Source organism: Variovorax sp. ZS18.2.2 (genome assembly GCF_024701975.1).
Classification (GTDB): Bacteria; Pseudomonadota; Gammaproteobacteria; order Burkholderiales; family Burkholderiaceae_C; genus Variovorax.
In genome coordinates this window covers 1278279-1297227 of the sequence record NZ_JANLNM010000001.1, presented here as the reverse complement: position 1 = coordinate 1297227, position 18949 = coordinate 1278279, and the positions used below count along the sequence as shown (strand labels likewise).

Here is an 18949-nt window from a genome sequence, read left to right as displayed (position 1 = left end):
AATCAGGGCGTCAGGCCGCTCGTCCCGGGCAACGGAAGCCCTTGAGCACATCGCTGCTGAGCGGATTGGGCTGGCTGCCGGAATTGATGTCGATCAACGCCTTGCGACCGTCGAACGAGTATTCGACGCTCAATCGTCCCGGTGTGGCCGTGTTCACGATGCGCCCCTTTTCGAGCAGGCGGAACAGCGCCCACGGACCGTTGGCCAGAAGGGTCGAGGTAGGACCCGAGATGCGCGGATTGGCCGTGATCTCCGCCATTGCACCGCCACGCGGCCCAGGCCAGTGAACGGTAAACGCCTGCACCGGACCATGGATGTAGCGGTGGCCCTGTCCGTCGATGTCGATGATCAGGTCGGTGATGCTGGGTTCCAGTTCGAGCACCCGCAGATCCATCTTCCACGCCAGTTTCTTGCCTCCCGCATCGCGGAAGAAAAGGTCACGAATCTGTTGAGCGCGGTAGAAGGCATCAAGGTTCGGTCCGCTCTGAGCCAGCAGCTTGAGCAGTTCGCCAAGCAATGTCGGGCCCGGGGTCGCGGGTGCTGGCGCCGCTCCTCCGGCAACACCCTCGGCACCGGCAAGGGCCTGGACCGCATTCGGGTCCTTGTAGCGCCATGGACGCACGCTGGTATCGACGTAGGAAGCCAGGTACTTGTTGAAGAACTCGTCCGCGGCGCCGCTTGCGGCGAAGACCAGCGTGAAGTCTTCAATCGATGCATCCTGCGCCACCGCGGCCAGCGGATAACGCCCCTCCACGCCGCGCTTGCATGGTTCGCTGACCTGCATCGCCATCAGGCCCATGATGCGATCGAGCTGCTGCTGGGCCTGGTTGCGCAGGATGCCTGTGGAACCGAGCACCACCTTCTCACCACCGCTCGTGGCCAACGCGGTCAGCACCTCGCGAAACGGCGCCGGGAGTTTTCCGGCCTCCAGCTTCAGCCGCGCACCGACTTCGGAGCCCCCGGGTGGCAGGCTGCCCGCAGTCAGCGCCGTATCGGCCACGACCAACAATGTGTAGAACTCGTTGACCAGGCCCGAGATGGTTTCGAGCCCCGGCTTGGCGCCGGCAGCGCCGACGTTTCCGGCGCCTATGTCCGGCTGGCCCGTGACCACCTCGCGCAATGCGGCAAAGCGGTTGTCGACGATTTCCTTTTCGAGACGTTCCTCCGCGCGAATGCCAAGGTTCCTGCCGATCGCGCTGGTCTGCTTGTTCAGTTCATCGGAAGCCTTGTCGAGGAACCCCTTTTCCTCCTGGGCACGCACGACCAGCGGACGCGACAGCGTGGTCTCGCGTGCCGCCGCACGCGCCAGCCGCGCCAGCGGCGAGTCTGGCGCGGCAAACTGCCGCAACACGCTCAGGTCGAACCCCAGGCTGGTGCCGGTGGTGTCGCTGCCCCCGACCGTGCGGATCGATTCGAGAAAGGCCTCCCAGTGCTGGGCGTATTCACTCAGGTACTGACGACGGATGTCATCGAGGAACGGATCGTTCTGCAATTTGCGAGCGGCGGCATCGAGCACTGCCGAGGCACTACGCCCCATCACCCATGCGTCGTCGTCAATGGCCTGCCCGACGAATTCCGGCAACCGCTTGCTGAAGACATCGTGGTATCCGTCGTAGGTGAAAAGGCCCGGCACCCCTTTCTCGAGAGGCAGGCCGCCGGCACGGGAGAACACGGTGCCGGCTTGCGGCCCGACCGCCCGGATCAACGTGAACTCTTGAGGGGCCTCACGCAGCATTGCGGCCTTGGCGCGTTCGTAGACGCGCTGCGTCGAAGTGTTGCTGTTCAGGAAATCCTGCACCGCACGCACGAGCGCCTCGTTGGGCAACGATGCCGATTGCACCGGACGCTCGCCGGAAAAGAGTGCCGTGGCATGGCCCGCCATCGAAGCGCGTCCGCCGAAGGCAGCGGCACTGTCGGCATGCTCCCAGTCCTTGAGAACCCAGTTGCTGACGTCCCGGGTGCCTCCTTTCATGTACCGGTCCTTGTCGTGCAGGAGCTTGTAGACGCGCAAGGTTTCATAGGCGGTCTTGGCGTCGCCGTCCTTCATGCTCTGCGTCAGCACGGCCTCCATGCGCTGCAGGATGGTCGGGAGCAAGGTGTGGTCCTGCAGCTGGGCGTAGGTGTCGGCAGTCACAGCCAGCACTGGCGGCACGCTGTACAGGCCATAGCGGAAGCTGCCCGGCGGGCTGTCGATGTCCAACCCCGCATAGCCAGGCAGCTCGCGTGCGCCGTTCAGCACATCCGGCACGCCCGACGGCTTGAAGCTGCCGAACAGCGCGCTCACCTGTCCGGCGAGCACATCGGTACGCTGGCCAACGGTGTCCAGGTATCGGCGGTTGTTGCCGAAGCTCACGGCCAGCGCGCCGGCCAGCCACACGAAGATCACGAGCGCCAGGGCATGCCCCATCAGGCGCAACAGCCGGAACCGAAATTCCCAGCGCAGATTGGGCCTCACGAGGTGAGCTTCCGGGATGATGACCTTGGTCAGCAGCTCCTGGAGAAAGAACCCTTGCTGCCCCTGCTCGGACGACGTGCCCGCGGCCTGCAGGCTCGAAGATGCCGACAGGCCGAGGCTGCGCTGCAGTCGCTGGACCAGCGTCTGTTGATCGGCGGGCACCTCCACATGCGCTTGCGCACCGCTCGTGAAGTACACGCCGCGCAGCGTGTCGTGCAACTGGGTCCTGTCGAAACGCGAGACGAGAAAGATCTGGTCCAGCATCGGCACCAGCGGCACAGCCAATGCAGCCAGTTCCTTGGGCAATGCGAACAGGCGCTTGCGGCGCTCGACGTCGAACTCTTCGTTCAGCCGCGCGCGAAGGCCATCGGCCAGCCGGTCATTGAGCAGTGCAAGCTCCGCGTCCACCTGCGTGCGCAGGGTGTCTCGGGCCTGCACGCCGGGCCGCGCGTTCTTCAGGCCGCGGAACGGCAGCGCGAAGCCCCAGGCCTGCATGCGCCCTTCGCTGGTGAGCGATTGAAAGTATTCGCTGAACCCCCGCAACAGATCCATCTTCGTGACGATCACGTACACGGGGAAACGAATGCCCAACTCCTGGCGCAGATCGGTCAGGCGGTCGTGCACCAGGCTCGCATGCTCGGCACGCTCCATCTCGGTCATGGTCAGCAGCTCGGCTGCATCGAGCGCGACGATCACGCCATTGAGCGGCGCACGCGTGCGGTGCTTGCGCAGCAGACCAAGGAAAGCGCGCCACTCGACCGGATCGGTTGCGGGATTGCGCTCCTGCGTGGTGTAGCGGCCTGCTGTGTCGATGAACACGGCCTCGTTGGCAAACCACCAGTCGCAATGCAGCGTGCCCCCTTCCGACTTGAACACCACGCGCTTGGACGCATTGCCCATCTGGCGCGCCAGGGGAAACTGCAGCCCCGCGTTGAGCAGCGCCGTGGTTTTCCCCGCGCTGGCGCTGCCGATGACCATGTACCAGGGCAGTTCGTACAGATAGCGATTGCCTTCGAACAGGCGACGCAATCCGCCACTGCCGCGCAGTCCTTTGAGTTGCGCCAAGGCGCGATGGACTGCGGCTGTGACCGTCTTGATCTCTTCCTTGGCCGTCTCGTCCTTGCCCGCATCCTTTCCGAAGCTCAGGACCTTTGCGAGCAGGTCTTCGTTGTTGCGCAGGGCCTGCCAGAAGCGATAGAGCCAGTACAACGCATACAGCAGCAGGATCGCGCCAATGATCACCACACGCACGCCAACCGACGCGAGCGGCTTTGCCGCCCCGATGTCCAGCAAAGGCCCCGCCTGCCAAAGCAGCAGGCACAGCGCGGCCACCCCGACCAGGCTGTACGGCCCCGAAACGAGCCAGAGGATGCCAAGCACCAGCAGCAGCACGATGAAGGCCACGCGCACGCCGACCGAGGCCAGCGGACGCAGTCCATCCACGGCCAGCAAGGGACCGACGAACCAGATCGCCAGTGCCAGCAGCGCCATGGCGACGAAAGCCAGCATCTGCCGGAAAAAAGAAATGCCAGGAACTGTTTGAGGTATTGCATGAATGACTCTCGGCCTGCCTCTAGCGCACCGCCGGCGTTGCGGCGGGCGACGCGGTGCTACCGCCGTCACCCTGGATGACGACGATGTCGACGCGGCGATTCCTGGCGCGCCCGGCTGCCGTTGCGCTGTCGGCCATCGGCATGGTGTCGCCGCGCCCTTCGGTACGGATGCGCGACGCCACCACGCCCTTGCCCAGCAGCACGGCGGTCACTGCATCGGCACGCTTCTCGCTCAGGACCTGGTTGTTGGGAAACTCGCGGGTCTTGATCGGGCGGTTGTCAGAGTGGCCGGTGACCTGGACGGAGCCCGAGACCTGGTTGATCTCATCCGCGACCTTGTCCAGGACCGGAAGGATCTTTGCGTTCAGGCGCGCCTGGCCGGGAACGAACATGTCGTCGCCCCTGAACGTGACCGCGCTGCGATGCTCGTCTTCTTCCACGCTCACGGTGCCGCGTGCGATCTCGGGCGCCAGCAGTTCTTTCAGGCGCAGCGGCTTGACCACGGGCGTTGGGGGTGCAGGTGGCGGGCGCATCCGGCCGATGGCGGCGATGCGTTGCTCCACATCGGCGCTGGTCTGCAACAGCTGGTACTTGTACCAAGCGAACAGGCCGCACAAGATCAACGCCAGCAGCGACGCCGTCAGCCACACCGGAATGCTGCGCAACAGGCGGAACGTACCCGCGCCCACACCCTTCCAGTGCGGGGAAAGATCCCGCGGAACTTCGCCGCGCGCCATACCAAGCAGCGTGAAGAGCCGGTGGCGAACTGTCTCCAGTTGCCGGCGCCCGTTGGTCGCCGTGCCGAAGCGCCCCTCGAAGCCCAGCCCCAGGACCTGGTACATCAGCTCGAGCAGATCGATGTGCTCTTGCGGGTTTGCGGCCAGGCGCCCCACCAGCAGGAAGAACTTGTCGCCGCCCTTCGTGTCGCCGTGGAATTTCGCGGCCAGTTGCTGCCCGGCCCAGATGCCGGCCTCGCCATTCTTGCCGCCCCCCCACTCCGTGCTGTTGGCAGCCTCGTCGAGCGCAGTGCACAGCGAATAGCTCGCGGCGACCGCATGCTCGTGCCTGATCTGCGCACTGCCGCAGAGCGATTGAAAGCTCGCGACCTCGCGCTCCAGCAACTGATGCAGGATCGTCACGCCCTCGCTGCCGAGCGTCGCCGGCATGTCGGCGAGTGCGCGCAGCAGCGGCTGCGCCGCTTCGAGCAGGGGATTCCTGGCGGCAGTGACCGCGGCCAGGCGCACTTGCATCGATGGCTCCGGGGCGAGATGCACCCCCTTCTCCGGATCGCCCGGCCGGGAATCGGTGGGTGAAGGGTCGGCAGACGAATCGGGCCCCCCCGAGTCGTCGTGGGGCTCTTCCTGGTTGTGCATGGGATCTTCGACGAAGGGCTTCATTTCTCTCGCACGCCCCAGAGTTCAAGACGCAGACCGGGGAACTCACCCGCCACATGCAGTGCCAGTCCACCATGCTTGACCATGTGCTCCCACAACGGCCCGCGCGAGTCGATCTGGAAGTAGACAAAGCCCGCGTTGAAGGGGATCTGGCGCGGCGGCACCGGCAGCGTTTGCAGCGGAATGCCGGGCAGATGCGAGCGGATGAGTTCGCCAAGCCGATCGCTCGGCCCGACCTTGCATCGCGCCGGAAACTCGCTGGCCAACTGATCGGGCGGCGTGTGGGCGGCCACGGCGAACACGAGGCTGGAGAAGCCCTGCAATTCCGAGGGCTCGACGCTTGCCACGCGCACACCGTTGGCGCGATTGGCGAGGGGAATGCTCTGCGCGCTGCGAACCAGCACATCGTTGAGCAAGGCCTGCACATCGGCTATCAGCCCCCTGAAAGACAGGCAGGGATCGATGTGCTGGTAGGCCGGGTGCTCGGTGGGGCGACGCGTGCTCGCGCGCACGAACGTCGCAAGCTCCCCACTGAGGGAACACAAAGCGGTATAGAGCACCTCCGGTGAGGTCTCCCGCACGCGCAGCCAGTGCTCGAACAAGGGCTCGTAGCGATTGAGTATCTGCAGCAGGAGGAAATCGGACACTTCGGCCGATTCGCTCGACTTGCCGTCATTGCCGCTGAGCCGCGCCGCGAGCGTTTGCGCGCGGAGACGGCACAGGCCGTGCAGGTTCGTCACCCAATCGGCCAGCAGCGGGCTCGCACCGTAGCCGGCGACCGGCGGTATCAGATACGGGTCTGTGGCGATGCTTCCATCGGATCGCAGCACCGTCACCTTGGCGAGCGGAAGGCCGATCCAGGCATCCGTCAGTTCCCGTTGCGGCAGCAGGCGCAAACGAAGGCGCGAAAGCTGCACCGTCTTCGGACCTTGCCCGATGGAATTCGCGTCACGCAGTTCGGTGTCGAAGACCGAGAAGCGTGCGAGCGATGCCGCAGCCGCCATCGCGTCGTCGAAGGTCGTTTCCTCGCCATTGGGCGTGCGAATGGGCACGGCCAGATGGATGATCTGCTCCAGATGCTCCGGCTGGATGGTGAGCGGTGCGGGTGGCAGTGTCTGGCCGGGTGCGTCAAAGGGCGTACCGTCCGAAAAGATGCCCGCGGCACTGGCAAGCACGAGCTTGCCAAGGGACAGGGATTCCGCGTCGATGCTGTAGTGATTGAAGCCCCAGTAGAACGGACTGAGCGAGGCCGTGCGCTTGTGCGCGAGGTGTTCGAGATAGCGCTCCTGCTGCTGGAACAGCTGCGGGCGCAGGAAGAGTCCTTCGCTCCAGGCGACTTTGTTGTACCAACTCATGGGATCGATCGTTGTGCGTTCAAGTCGCGGGCCTATTTGAGGGGGGTGAGCTGGATGCCCTTGGCTTGAAGGTCGATCTGCAACTTGAGCTTGTTCGCCGGCAGGACCGAGCGATACCAGGCGACTTCCGGGGCAGGGTCGATCTTTTGCACCACTCGCCAATCGGCCTGCGCGAGATCGCGGTAGCCGGCGACGACACCGATGGCTGCGAGGTCGGGGTGCGACTTGCGGCGGATGGTCTTGACATCGCCGGGGCGCAGGATGAATTCGTCTCGAACGAGCAGCTCGCTGCCGATCAGGGCCTTGTCGTTGCTGGAAAGTGAAAAGTAGTCGGCGGCTTCGAAGACGCCTTCCGACTTGAGTTCGTAGATGCGCACCAGGATGGGTGCCGCCCTGCCCTTGTCGTCGGGATTGACGCCCGCCTCCGCCGTGATCGTGATGTCGAGCCTGGTCTGCTCTCTCGGGTAGGAGAACTGGGCGTGCGAGGGCTGCGCCGTGACCAGCGCGAGCGCCGGAACGAGCGAGGAGAGCACCACGCAAAGCCATTGCCGCGAGGCGGTTCGCCTGGGACAAGACACATTGAAAGACATGCTGAGAAGGAAGTGATGCGATCCGACGACAGGAATGGCCGTGAGCAGCGCAACGCACCTTCGTGCGCCACGCCACTCAAGGCCGAAAGGCTCTGGGCTGACTCAGGCCGCGTCGCTGTGTCAGGACTCCTTGTTCCCCTTGATGTCGTAGCCGGCCGTGACCGCGCCACCGCTACCGCCCTGGGCGTTCTGCACCGAGTACTCCTGCTTGATCTTGGAGAACGACAGGCGCACGCGCTCCTTGACACGCAGTTCGTCAGAGTTCGATCCGGAGGGTTGGACCAAGGTGATGATCACGTCACTGAACGTGAACTTGAGGTATTCGAGCGGATTGCCGCCGGCCTTGCGCACGGTGAGCTTCGCTTCCTGGACGTGCTTGCCGGTCAGGCAGTACTTCATCAGGTTGGGACTCGAGCGATCGACGTAGTGTTCGAACTCCAGGTCTTCGACCGTGGCCTTGCCCGCGCCGCCGCCTGAGCCGGCATGCATCGTGGATTCTTGGAAAGCCTTCCAGTTGAAGGTCAGAACCTCGATTTCATTCTTGTGGTCGGAGTCTTGAGACTCGCCTTCAATGCCGTTGATCTTGAGAAAAATGTCTTGTGCCATGAGAACTCCCTGGGAGATTTGATCTAAAAATGGTTAACGGTTTGCCCGGTCGTGAATACAACCGCTGCGACTGTTCTTGGTGATGTCTGCGCACCACTTCCTCAGACGATTCATGCAGGCCGGTCAGGCCGCTTCCTTGAGGGACGGCAACTTCGCAACAAGGCGCAGCGAAACGGTCAGGCCTTCGAGCTGGAAGTGCGGACGCAGGAAGAACTTCGCGCTGTAGTAGCCGGGGTTGCCCTCGATGTCTTCCACCACGACCTCAGCCGCTGCGAGCGGCCTGCGCGCCTTGGTTTCCTGCGACGAGTTGGCGGGATCGGCATCGACGTAATGCATGATCCATTCGTTGAGCCAGCGCTGCATGTCCTCGCGCTCCTTGAACGAACCGATCTTGTCGCGAACGATGCACTTGAGGTAATGCGCGAAACGGGTGCTCGCGAACAGGTACGGCAGGCGGGCCGACAGGTTGGCATTGGCCGTCGCATCAGGGTCCATGTACTCCTGCGGCTTCTGCATGGACTGCGCACCGATGAAGGCGGCGTGATCGGTGTTCTTGCGATGCACCAGCGGAATCAGGCCTGCCTTGGCGAGTTCGGCTTCGCGGCGGTCCGAGATGGCAATCTCGGTCGGGCACTTCATGTCGAAGCCGCCGTCGTCGGTCGGGAAGGTGTGGCATGGCAGGTTTTCCACCGTGCCACCCGACTCCACGCCGCGGATCATCGTGCACCAGCCGTAGAGCTTGAAGCTGCGGTTGATGTTGACGGCCATGGCATAGGCCGCGTTGCTCCAGACGTAGTTCCGGTGATCGGCGCCTTCGGTTTCCTCTTCGAAATCAAACTCGTCGACCGGGTTGATCTTTGCGCCATAGGGCAAGCGCGCGAGAAAACGCGGCATGGCCAGGCCGACGTAGCGCGAGTCCTCGGTGTTGCGCAACGAATTCCAGGGCGCGTGCTCGAGGTTCGAGGTGATCTTCGCCAGGTCGCGCGGATTCGCAAGCTCTTGCCACGACTCCATGCCGAGCAATGACGGTGCCGATCCCGCGATGAACGGCGCATGCGATGCGGCCGAAATCTTGGCAATGGCGCCGAGCAGTTCGACATCCGGCGGCGTGTGGTCGAAGTAATAGTCCGCCACAAGGCAACCATAGGGCTCGCCGCCGAGCTGTCCGTACTCTTCCTCGTAGATGCGCTTGAAGATCGGGCTCTGGTCCCACGCAATGCCCTTGTGGCGACGAAGCGTGCGGCGCACTTCGTCCTTCGACACATCCATGAAACGGATCTTGAGTTTCTCGTCCGTCTCGGTGTTGTAGACCAGATGGTGCATGCCGCGCCAGGCCGACTCGACTTTCTGGAACTCGTCCTTGTGCAGCACGAGATTGATCTGCTCCGAAAGCTTTCGGTCGATCTCCGCAATGATGGCCTCGATGCTGCTGTAGGCATCGTCGGTCATGGTCGCGGCATTGACGAGCGCCTGTTCGGCCAAGGTGCGAACGGCTGCCTCGACGGCGTCGCGGGCTTCCTCGGTCTTGGGCTTGAACTCCTTGTCCAGCAGAGACGCAAAGTCGGAGGGGTTGGCATATTGCGCCGTCACGGGCGCGTCGAGCACGGAATCGCTTGTGGTGTTCATGTGAAGTTCCTTGGTGCGGGGTTCACGCTACCGAGTCGGCAGTCGGGGCTTCGTTGGGGTCTGCAGCACGGGGCTTCGGCGTCTGCGCCAACGACTTCATGAGTGCGGGGTCTTGCAGCAGCTGGTTGAGCAAGCCTTCGGCGCCGGCCTTGCCATCCATATAGGTCTGGAGGTTCGCAAGCTGGGTGCGCGCCTCGAGCAGGCGACTGAGTGGTTCCACCTTGCGAGCCACGGCCGCCGGCGAGAAGTCGTCGATGCTCTCGAAGGTGATGTCGACCATGAGCTGACCCTGGCCCGACAGCGTGTTGGGCACGGCGAAGGCCACGCGCGGCTGGATCGCCTTCATGCGCTCGTCGAAGTTGTCGATGTCGATGTCGAGAAACTTGCGGTCGGCCACCGGCGGCAATGCCTGGGTGGGCTTGCCGGAAAGATCGGCCAGGACACCCATGACGAAAGGCAGCTCGATCTTCTTCTCCGAGCCGTAGATTTCCACGTCGTATTCGATCTGTACGCGTGGCGCCCTGTTGCGGGCGATGAATTTCTGACTGCTGTTGTTGTTTGTCACGAAAACTCCCTGATGAAAACTAAGAAATAGAGCCCTGGAAACACTGCGATTCGAAGAGTCAGACGTATTCGGTATGGCAGGTGACGACATCTCCTTCCTGCAAGTGCGGACCTGTTTTTCCAAATGGCCTTGCGTCGACGGAGATCCGGGTGATCGTTCGCTTTTCCTGCAAGGCGTTGAGCCACTGCCGCGACAAGACGGGCAGCAGGTTCTGCTCGATGAAACCCGTCAGGCGGCGCGCACCGGTTTCATGCGTACCGCATCGATCGACGATTTCGGCCACCAAACCGGGGGCGTACTGCAATTCGATGCCATGCTGTTTTTTCATCCGACGGACCACGTGATCCAGATGCAGCGAGACGATGCTGCCCAAGGCCTGCACACCCAATGGCAGATAAGGCACGACGGACAGGCGCCCCAGGAATGCGGCCGGGAAAATCTGGCGAAAAACGGGCTGCAGCGCTTCGCGCAAGGTTTCGACTTCGGGCGGCGATGTGGGGTCTTCGCACAAGCTCTCAATGAGTTCCGCACCGGCGTTGCTCGTCAACAGGATGGTCGTGTTCCTGAAGTCGATGTGGCGGCCTTCGCCGTCCTCCATCCAGCCCTTGTCGAACACCTGGTAGAAGATTTCGTGGACGTCCGGATGCGCCTTTTCCACTTCGTCGAGCAGGATCACGCTGTAGGGCTTCCGGCGCACGGCCTCCGTCAGAACACCGCCTTCTCCGTAGCCCACGTAGCCCGGCGGCGAACCCTTCAGCGTCGAAACGGTGTGCGGCTCCTGGAACTCGCTCATGTTGATGGTGATGAGGTTCTGCTCACCGCCATACATAGCGTCCGCAAGTGCCAACGCCGTTTCAGTCTTGCCGACGCCTGAAGGACCGGCCAGCAAGAAGATGCCGACCGGCTTGTTCGGATCGGTCAGGCGCGCCCGCGACACACGGATTCGTTCGGCAATCGCGGCAAGCGCGCGGTCCTGGCCGACGACGCGTTCGCCAAGCATCGTTTCGAGCCTGAAGACCGCGGCAACTTCGTCTTGCACCATGCGACCCACGGGTATCCCCGTCCAATCCGCGACGATCGCCGCGATCACAGACTCGTCGACCTGGGAAAGAACCAACGGCATGTCCTGCTGACGCAACAGGAGTTCGTCCTCCAGGGCATGCAATCGCGCCGAGGGCCACTCGCCCTCGGCGCCACTCTCCCTCTCCCCCTCCTCCCTCTTCTTTGTTCTCAGCAATTGAATCTGCTGAACCAGCGCGAGCTCTTCTTGCCATCGGGACTCGTAGGTCGACAGCTCGTGTTCGGTGGCATCGAGTTGGGCATTTGCAGCGTCGAGGCGCTTTGATCGCGCATCGCCGCCTCGCGAGATCGCGCTTTCCTGGGCCAGCAGGGCGAGTTCCACATCCAGGGCGGCGATCCGCTGGCGCAGTTGATCGACCACGGCAGGTGGCGTGTGCAGCGACATGGCGACACGCGCACAGGCCGTGTCGAGCAGGCTGATGGCCTTGTCCGGCAGCTGGCGCGACGGAATGTAGCGATGAGACAGGGACACCGCCGCCCGCACCGCCTCGTCCAGTACGGTGACACCGTGATGTTCAGCAAAGGTAGCGACCAGCCCGCGCACCATTTCGGTGGCTGAGGCCTCCTCGGGTTCGGCGACCTGCAGCGTCTGAAAACGCCGGGTCAACGCGGGGTCCTTCTCGATATGGCGCTTGTATTCGCTCCACGTGGTCGCGCCGACGGTGCGCAAGGTGCCGCGTGCGAGGGCGGGCTTGAGCAGATTGGCAGCGTCTCCGGTTCCGGCTTGTCCGCCGGCGCCGATCAGGGTATGCACCTCGTCGATGAAGAGAATGACCGGTTGACTTGAGTTGCTTGCCTCTTCGAGCAGCGATTTCAGGCGGGACTCGAACTCCCCCCGCATGCTGGCGCCAGCGAGCAGCGCGCCCACATCGAGACTGAGCAGGCGGGCATCGCGCAGCGAGGGCGGAACCTCGCCGTTGGCGATTGCCAGCGCGAGCCCTTCGACCACGGCCGTCTTGCCCACGCCCGCCTCTCCTGTGAGCAGCGGGTTGTTCTGCCGCCGACGCAGCAGGATATCGACCATCGTGCGGATTTCGTGTTCGCGGCCGATCACGGGATCGATTTGCCCGTCGCGGGCGCGGTCTGTCAGGTCGATGCAATACCGGGCCAGGGCAGACTTTCCATTCGGCGAATCGGCGATCGCGCCGCTCGCTTCCCCGGGCATTGCAGCCGGGAGGCCCGAGCCGTCGTGTGGCCCTTCGTTGTCTTCAGGGGAGCCTGCGACGAGGGAGACAATGGCATCCGTCAGTTGCTCGACGGGCAGCTTTCGGAACGCGGGCGATATGCCAAGAAGCAGCCGCCGTAGCTCCGGCGTTTGCACCAGTGCCGCAAGCAACCAGGCACTGCGCACACGACGATCGCCGAATTCGAGGCTGGAGAGAACCCAGGCACGCTCGATGGCTGTTTCGACGTGATGGGAGAAATCGCTCAGCGATGTGGCGCCCGAGGGCAATTCCGACAATCTGGAAACCAGATCTTTCTCGACGGCCTGAACATCGACCTGGTAATGACGGCAGACGCGATGCAGATCGCTGTCGTTGAGTTGCCAGAGTTGATGAATCCAGTGCGTCAATTCGACATATGGATTCCCCCTCAGCTTGGCAAAAGCAGTTGCGGATTCAATACCGCGAAACAAAGTGAGGTTGAGCTTGCCAAACAGCGCGCGTCGAGAAATTGTCATCGCAATTTACCGACTCAATAACAGTGTTAATTGCGCGGTGAAATCACGCGGCGTACCTCTCGGCAAGGCACCGATATTTACTGTTTTCCCGCTCACTTCACGCTCCCTATGCTTTCTCGAATAGGCGTGATTCTGTGTGCTTGCGCAGGCCTGTGCGGCGCACAGTTTTTACCAATAGTTAAACCTAAAAAGCAGGCAATTGATCTGTGAAATTTCTCCGGGAATCCGCAATTCCGACAACCCAAGAGTAGTAATTTCCATTGAATGACACGGGTGTCCGGCCCATAAAAAAAACCTTGAATTCCTTCGGAAATTCAAGGGCTTTTTGCAGTGACGTCACAAGACGTCGGAGCGCGCAGTCGATTACATGTGGTCGAGCATGACCTGCCCGAAGCCCGAGCAGCTCACCTGCGTCGCACCTTCCATCAGGCGCGCGAAGTCATACGTGACCCGCTTGCTGGCAATCGACTTCTTCATCGCGCTGATGATCAGGTCGGCCGCTTCGGTCCAGCCCATGTGGCGCAGCATCATTTCGGCCGAAAGGATTTCGGAGCCGGGGTTCACGTAGTCCTTGCCGGCGTACTTGGGCGCCGTGCCGTGCGTGGCTTCGAACATCGCGACGGTGTCGCTCAGGTTCGCGCCCGGAGCGATGCCGATGCCGCCGACCTGTGCGGCCAGCGCGTCGGACACGTAGTCGCCGTTGAGGTTCAGCGTGGCGATCACGCTGTACTCGGCAGGACGCAACAAGATCTGCTGCAGGAACGCGTCGGCAATGCTGTCCTTGACGGTGATTTCCTTGCCCGTCTTCGGGCTCTTGAACTTCATCCACGGGCCGCCGTCGATCAGCTCGGCGCCGAACTCCTTGGCGGCCAGGGCATAGGCCCAGTCGCGGAAGCCACCTTCGGTGAACTTCATGATGTTGCCCTTGTGCACGATGGTCACGCTGGGCTTGTCGTTGTCGATGGCGTACTGCAGCGCCTTGCGCACGAGGCGCTCGGTGCCTTCGATCGACACGGGCTTCACGCCGATGCCGGAGGTGTTGGGGAAGCGGATCTTCTTGACGCCGAGTTCGTCCTGCAGGAACTTGATGAGCTTCCTGGCCTTGTCGCTTTCGGCTTCGAACTCGATGCCGGCATAGATGTCTTCCGAGTTCTCGCGGAAGATGACCATGTTGGTCTTGTGCGGCTCGCGCACCGGGCTGGGCACGCCTTCGAAGTACTGGATGGGACGCAGGCACACGTAGAGGTCGAGCTCCTGGCGCAGCGCAACGTTCAGCGAACGGATGCCGCCGCCGACGGGCGTGGTGAGCGGTCCCTTGATGGAGATCACGTAGTCGCGAACGGCTTGCAGGGTTTCCTCGGGGAGCCAGACGTCGGGGCCATACACCCTGGTCGACTTTTCGCCGGCATAGACCTCCATCCAGTGGATTTTTTTCTTGCCGCCGTAAGCCTTGGCCACGGCCGCGTCCACCACCTTGAGCATCACCGGGGTGATGTCCAGCCCCGTACCGTCGCCTTCGATGAAGGGGATGATCGGTTGATCAGGCACATTCAGCGAGTTGTCGGCATTGACCGTGATCTTCTGGCCTTCGGCCGGGACTTTGATGTGCTGATAACTGGGCATGAGGGAGGTGGCTCCGGGAGTGATGTAATTTTGACGAGTGTCAGCGAATTCAGACAGCGAGGGGGTTTCGCTGTACAACCGGCAAACAAATCGCTGTACATTTTAGACGCTGCCCATCAGCTGGCGTTTGTCAACCATGGGGCCAATGGGCTCGTTAGTGGCTGACCTTCTGCTCGCCGGGAGGCGTTTCCAACCAATTCTCGATAGAGGAATCTTCAATGAGCAAAATTCTCGCAGTCATGATCGCTGGTCTGTTCGCAGCTGGCGCCTACGCCCAAAACCCGGCCGGCACCACGCCCGAACAAGGGAACGCAACCAGCAGCAAGCCGCAAGCGCGCGCTGAAGCCAAGAAGGAAGCCAAGCCCGCTGGTCAAGTGGCTGCTCCCGCTGGCGACATCGCCAAGACGCCCGAAGGCGGCGCCATCGGTGCCGACAAGGCTGCAGCCTCTGGCGAAAAGCGCGCCAGCACGCGCGACCAGCGTCGTCGCAACAAGGACGGCAGCGTGAAGCGCAAGGCAACCCAAGGCGGCACGCCCGACATGCCGGGCGCCAAGTAAGTCGGCCTGCCCCACGAAAAAGAGCGCTCTCCGGAGCGCTTTTTTTCGCCTGAGGTCGCCGAACTGCTGTCAACCGCGCACACCGGGGTCCGTTGAATGTGAGCCTTCCACAGGGAGGTGGTCCAAATCAACAATCTCAAAGGATTTCTCATGAACAAGCTGCTCGCAGCCCTGGTCGCCGGTCTCTTCGCTGCCGGTGCTTTTGCTCAAACCGCTGAACCCGCGTCCGCCGCTCCGGCCGCACCTGCTGCCCACAAGGCCAAGGCCAAGCACGCAGTCAAGAAGCACAAGGTTCGCCACGTGGCCAAGGCCCACACGGCTGCCGCCAAGAAGGTGTAAGCTTTCAAGCTCACCCGGCAATGCCCGCATCAGCGGGCATTTTTATTGGTTACGGGCCGGGCCTTTCACGGCCCCGCCCTGAAAGAGTTGTCCGATGTTTCAGCGTTTAGCCGCCCTGCTCCTGCTGTCCGCCTCGTTCGCGATGCCGACGCATGCCCAACAACAGCAGCAACCCCAGACCGACCTTGCGCGCACGCAGCTGTCGGTCGGCCTGTACAAGATCGATACCCAGATCGCCCAGACGCCCCAGCAGCGTGAAATCGGCCTGATGTTCCGCAAGACCATGCCGCAGGCCGAGGGCATGATCTTCGTGTTCGAGCAACCCGCCACGCAGTGCTTCTGGATGCGCAACACCCTGCTGCCGCTGACCGCCGCCTTCGTGGCCGACGACGGTCGCATCGTCAACCTGGTCGACATGCAGCCGCTGACCGAGAACTCGCATTGCTCCGAGGAGCCGGTGCGTTATGTGCTCGAGATGAATCAGGGCTGGTTCGCCAAGAAGAACATCAAGAAGGGCGCCAAGCTTGGCGGCGAGTTGTTCTCGACCGCCAAACGCTGAGCTTCTGCTGGCTGCAGCCCATAAAAAAAGCCGACCCGAGGGTCGGCTTTTTCATGCGCGAACGTGGCTCAGCCGAAGTTCTTGGCGACGAAGTCCCAGTTCACCAGCTTGGCCAGGAAGGTCTCGACGAACTTCGGGCGCAGGTTGCGGTAGTCGATGTAGTAGGCGTGCTCCCAGACGTCCACGGTCAGGAGCGCGGTATCGGCGGTGGTCAGCGGCGTGCCGGCGGCGCCGGTGTTCACGATGTCCACCGAGCCGTCGGCCTTCTTCACGAGCCAGGTCCAGCCCGAACCGAAGTTGCCGACTGCCGACTTCACGAAGGCTTCCTTGAAGGCGTCGTAGCTGCCCCACTTGGCGTCGATGGCCTTGGCCAGCGCGCCGGTCGGTGCACCGCCGCCCTGGGGCTTCATGCAGTTCCAGAAGAAGGTGTGGTTCCAGATCTGGGCGGCATTGTTGTAGATGCCGCCGCTGGCCTTCTTGATGATTTCTTCCAGCGTGAGGGCTTCGAACTCGGTGCCCTTTTGCAGGTTGTTGAGGTTCACGACATAGGCGTTGTGATGCTTGCCGTAGTGGTACTCGAGGGTTTCCTTCGAATACTCGGGTGCCAGCGCGTCGAGGGCGTACGGCAGGGGTGGGAGCACATGTTCCATGGTTTTTTCTCGTGGGTTGGTTGTGGGGAATTAGGGATTCTAGGAAGTAATTATTGAGGTGGCGTCGGACGTCTTCCCGTCGCGCCGCCGGGCGTCACGGTCATGTCGACCTCGCCGTCCGCGAGCCGCGCGACCACTGCGTCGCCTGCGTTCAGCTTCTTCGCGCTGACGACGGCGCGGCCATCCGCATCGGTGAGCCAGGCGTAGCCGCGCTGCAGCACGAGTGCCGGATCGAGCAATCGCAGACGCAGCGCCACGCGTTCCAGACGTTCGCGCCGCTGCACAAGTGCACGATCGAATTTCGCTGGAAGATCGGCCGCGATCGATCGCGGCACCTGCGCCAGTCGCTCCCGTCTCGACAGCACCGCAAAGTGCAGGCGCTGCGCGTGGTGCGCCAAACGAAGCTGCTGGCGGGCCACCAAATTCGATGGACGGCCGAGGCGGCCCGCGGCTTGATCGAGCCGCTGTCCCAACACGTCGAGGCGCGCGCCCAACGCATCGCTCAGCCTTTCGTCGAGCAGATCGAGCGCCCCGAGCCACAGGTCGCGCGGCGCGCTGACGAGTTCGGCTGCCGCGGTGGGCGTGGGCGCACGCAGGTCGGCGCAGAAATCGGCGATGGTGAAGTCAGTTTCGTGTCCAACACCGCTCACCACCGGCACGGGGCTCTGCACGATGGTCCGCGCCAGCGCCTCGTCGTTGAAGGCCCACAGGTCTTCGATCGAACCACCGCCGCGCACCAGCAGGATCACGTCGACCGATGGCTCCAGCGCATAGAGCGAATGCAGCGCGCGCACCAGCTCGGCCGGCGCATTCGCGCCCTGCACTGCCGCCGGGGCCAGCACCACGGGGATGTGCGGCACGCGCCGCCGCAGCGCCGTGACGACGTCATGCAGCGCCGCAGCACCCAGAGAGGTGACGACGCCCACCGCGCGCGGCATGGTGGGCAGCGCACGCTTGCGGCCGGGGTCGAACAGCCCTTCGGCCTCGAGGCGCGCCTTGCGCTGCAGGAACTGTTCGAACAGCGCACCCTGCCCCGCACGCTTCAGGCTTTCGACGACCAGTTGCAGATCGCCACGCGGCTCGTACACCGCAAGCCGGCCACGCACCTCCACCTGGTCGCCATCGCGGGGCGAAAAATCGAGCAATCCGGCGGCGCGGCGGAACATGGCGCAGCGCAGCTGGCCCGACTCGTCCTTGAGCGAGAAGTAACAATGTCCACTGGAGGCGCGCGAAAAACCCGAGATCTCGCCGCGCACGGCCACCGGATTGAAGCGCGCGTCCAGCGTGTCGGCCACCGCCCGGCACAACGCACCGACAGCCCAGATGCGCGGCCCGGGCGCGGAATTCGTTTCACGCAAGTTCACAAAGCGCACGAGCGGCCGAAAGCCACTCTTCCACAACAGGCCCGACTTCCCCTGCCCAAAGCCCCCCATGCGGGGCAGGCGCACGGTTTCTCGTGCAAGTGGTTGATTTCATTCGAAAAAGTACTGCTCAAAATTCAATCGATCTAGCGGGAAGGCCCGCCCATGCGGGTTCGGGCAAGTTGCGAAGCAGGTTAATCACAAAGTTATCCACAGAATCTGTGCGTCCTTGCCGACACGCAAACAAGCCACATCCCGATGGTGGGCTCGGTGGATAATCGCCGCGCATTTGCAGTCTACGGGCCGGAGGATTTTCTTGTTTTCCATCATTGTTGCCGCGGGTTGGCCTATCTGGCCGCTGCTCGCTTGTTCGGTTATTGCGCTCGCGCTGGTTATAGAACGTTTCACGAGCCTCAAGACCGTGAAAGTATTGCCGCCGAAATTGCTCGACGAAACCATCACCGTCTCGCGCGGGTCCGTTCCCGGACCGGACATCGTGACCAAACTCGAACGCAACTCGATGCTCGGCCAGGTGCTGGCCGCGGGCCTGCGGGCGCTCAACGCCAACCCGCGCTGCACCGAAGACGACCTTCGCGCTGCCATGGAGGCCTCGGGACGCACCATCGCGCACAAGCTGGAGCGCTACCTGCCGGCACTGGCCACCATCGCCTCGGCCGCGCCGCTGCTGGGCCTTTTGGGCACGGTGATCGGGATGATCGAGATCTTCGGCTCGCAGTCGCCTGGAAGCGGCGCTGTCGGCTCGGGCAACCCGGCGCAGCTTGCGCACGGCATCTCGATCGCGCTGTACAACACGGCGTTCGGCCTGATCGTGGCGATTCCCACGCTGATCTTCTGGCGCTACTTCCGCAGCCGCGTCGACGAATACCTGCTGAACCTCGAACTCTCGGGTGAGCGGTTCGCCCGCCACCTGAACGCGCTGCGCAAATGAGCAGAG

General features: G+C 63.0%; 15 protein-coding genes. 4 read left to right on the top strand and 11 right to left on the bottom strand.

The features are described from left to right. Window positions 1–10: 10 nt before the first annotated feature. The 9 genes from tssM to icd form a co-directional block, all read right to left on the bottom strand. Window positions 11–3964 carry a type VI secretion system membrane subunit TssM gene (gene tssM / locus NU688_RS06170; protein WP_257859638.1) on the bottom strand — a complete coding sequence of 1318 codons (3954 nt, stop codon included), beginning with the start codon at window positions 3962–3964 and terminating at the stop codon, window positions 11–13. Between the two features lie 64 nt (window positions 3965–4028). Next, a complete protein-coding gene (gene tssL, locus NU688_RS06165) occupies window positions 4029–5405 on the bottom strand; it encodes a type VI secretion system protein TssL, long form (RefSeq protein WP_374684621.1) in 1377 nt (458 codons plus the stop codon). Beyond that, entirely contained in the window at window positions 5402–6757 is a 1356-nt protein-coding gene (gene tssK, locus NU688_RS06160) for a type VI secretion system baseplate subunit TssK (protein WP_257859636.1), read from the bottom strand. Before tssK ends, tssL begins: the two co-directional genes overlap by 4 nt. A gap of 32 nt (window positions 6758–6789) precedes the next feature. Continuing rightward, window positions 6790–7290 (bottom strand): type VI secretion system lipoprotein TssJ, encoded by a 501-nt coding sequence (tssJ, locus tag NU688_RS06155; RefSeq protein WP_257859635.1) that lies wholly within the window; start codon window positions 7288–7290, stop codon window positions 6790–6792. A 177-nt stretch (window positions 7291–7467) separates the two neighbouring features. Beyond that, window positions 7468–7953, bottom strand: coding sequence for a type VI secretion system tube protein Hcp (locus tag NU688_RS06150; protein WP_257859634.1), 486 nt, complete (start codon window positions 7951–7953; stop codon window positions 7468–7470). Window positions 7954–8076: 123 nt separating this feature from the next. Then, the gene (gene tssC, locus NU688_RS06145; protein ID WP_257859633.1) at window positions 8077–9579 is read right to left on the bottom strand and encodes a type VI secretion system contractile sheath large subunit; all 1503 of its coding nucleotides are present in this window, start codon (window positions 9577–9579) and stop codon (window positions 8077–8079) included. A gap of 22 nt (window positions 9580–9601) precedes the next feature. Next, window positions 9602–10144, bottom strand: a complete 543-nt coding sequence (tssB, locus tag NU688_RS06140; RefSeq protein WP_257859632.1) for a type VI secretion system contractile sheath small subunit — start codon at window positions 10142–10144, stop codon at window positions 9602–9604. A 58-nt stretch (window positions 10145–10202) separates the two neighbouring features. Beyond that, a complete protein-coding gene (gene tssH / locus NU688_RS06135; RefSeq protein ID WP_257859631.1) occupies window positions 10203–12905 on the bottom strand; it encodes a type VI secretion system ATPase TssH in 2703 nt (900 codons plus the stop codon). Between the two features lie 363 nt (window positions 12906–13268). Then, window positions 13269–14528: an NADP-dependent isocitrate dehydrogenase gene (gene icd / locus NU688_RS06130; RefSeq protein WP_257859630.1), complete on the bottom strand. Its 1260-nt coding sequence runs from the start codon at window positions 14526–14528 to the stop codon at window positions 13269–13271. 218 nt (window positions 14529–14746) lie between these two features. On the opposite strand from icd, the gene NU688_RS06125 reads away from it, so the two are divergent. From NU688_RS06125 to NU688_RS06115, 3 genes are all read left to right on the top strand, one after another. Beyond that, window positions 14747–15085 carry a cell envelope biogenesis protein TolA gene (locus NU688_RS06125; protein WP_257859629.1) on the top strand — a complete coding sequence of 113 codons (339 nt, stop codon included), beginning with the start codon at window positions 14747–14749 and terminating at the stop codon, window positions 15083–15085. Window positions 15086–15235: 150 nt separating this feature from the next. Beyond that, complete coding sequence (locus NU688_RS06120; RefSeq protein ID WP_257859628.1) at window positions 15236–15424, top strand: hypothetical protein; 189 nt, start codon at window positions 15236–15238, stop codon at window positions 15422–15424. Window positions 15425–15518: 94 nt separating this feature from the next. Then, on the top strand, window positions 15519–15983 hold the full coding sequence (locus tag NU688_RS06115; RefSeq protein WP_257859627.1) for a DUF192 domain-containing protein: 465 nt from the start codon (window positions 15519–15521) through the stop codon (window positions 15981–15983). 68 nt (window positions 15984–16051) lie between these two features. Here NU688_RS06115 and NU688_RS06110 read toward each other — a convergent pair whose 3' ends face one another. Beyond that, window positions 16052–16633 (bottom strand): superoxide dismutase, encoded by a 582-nt coding sequence (locus NU688_RS06110; RefSeq protein ID WP_042578222.1) that lies wholly within the window; start codon window positions 16631–16633, stop codon window positions 16052–16054. Window positions 16634–16683: 50 nt separating this feature from the next. Beyond that, window positions 16684–17997, bottom strand: coding sequence for an exodeoxyribonuclease VII large subunit (gene xseA / locus NU688_RS06105; protein ID WP_257859626.1), 1314 nt, complete (start codon window positions 17995–17997; stop codon window positions 16684–16686). A 313-nt stretch (window positions 17998–18310) separates the two neighbouring features. Here xseA and NU688_RS06100 point away from each other — a divergent pair, with 313 nt between their 5' ends. Further along, on the top strand, window positions 18311–18943 hold the full coding sequence (locus NU688_RS06100; protein ID WP_093433040.1) for a MotA/TolQ/ExbB proton channel family protein: 633 nt from the start codon (window positions 18311–18313) through the stop codon (window positions 18941–18943). Window positions 18944–18949: the final 6 nt, after the last annotated feature.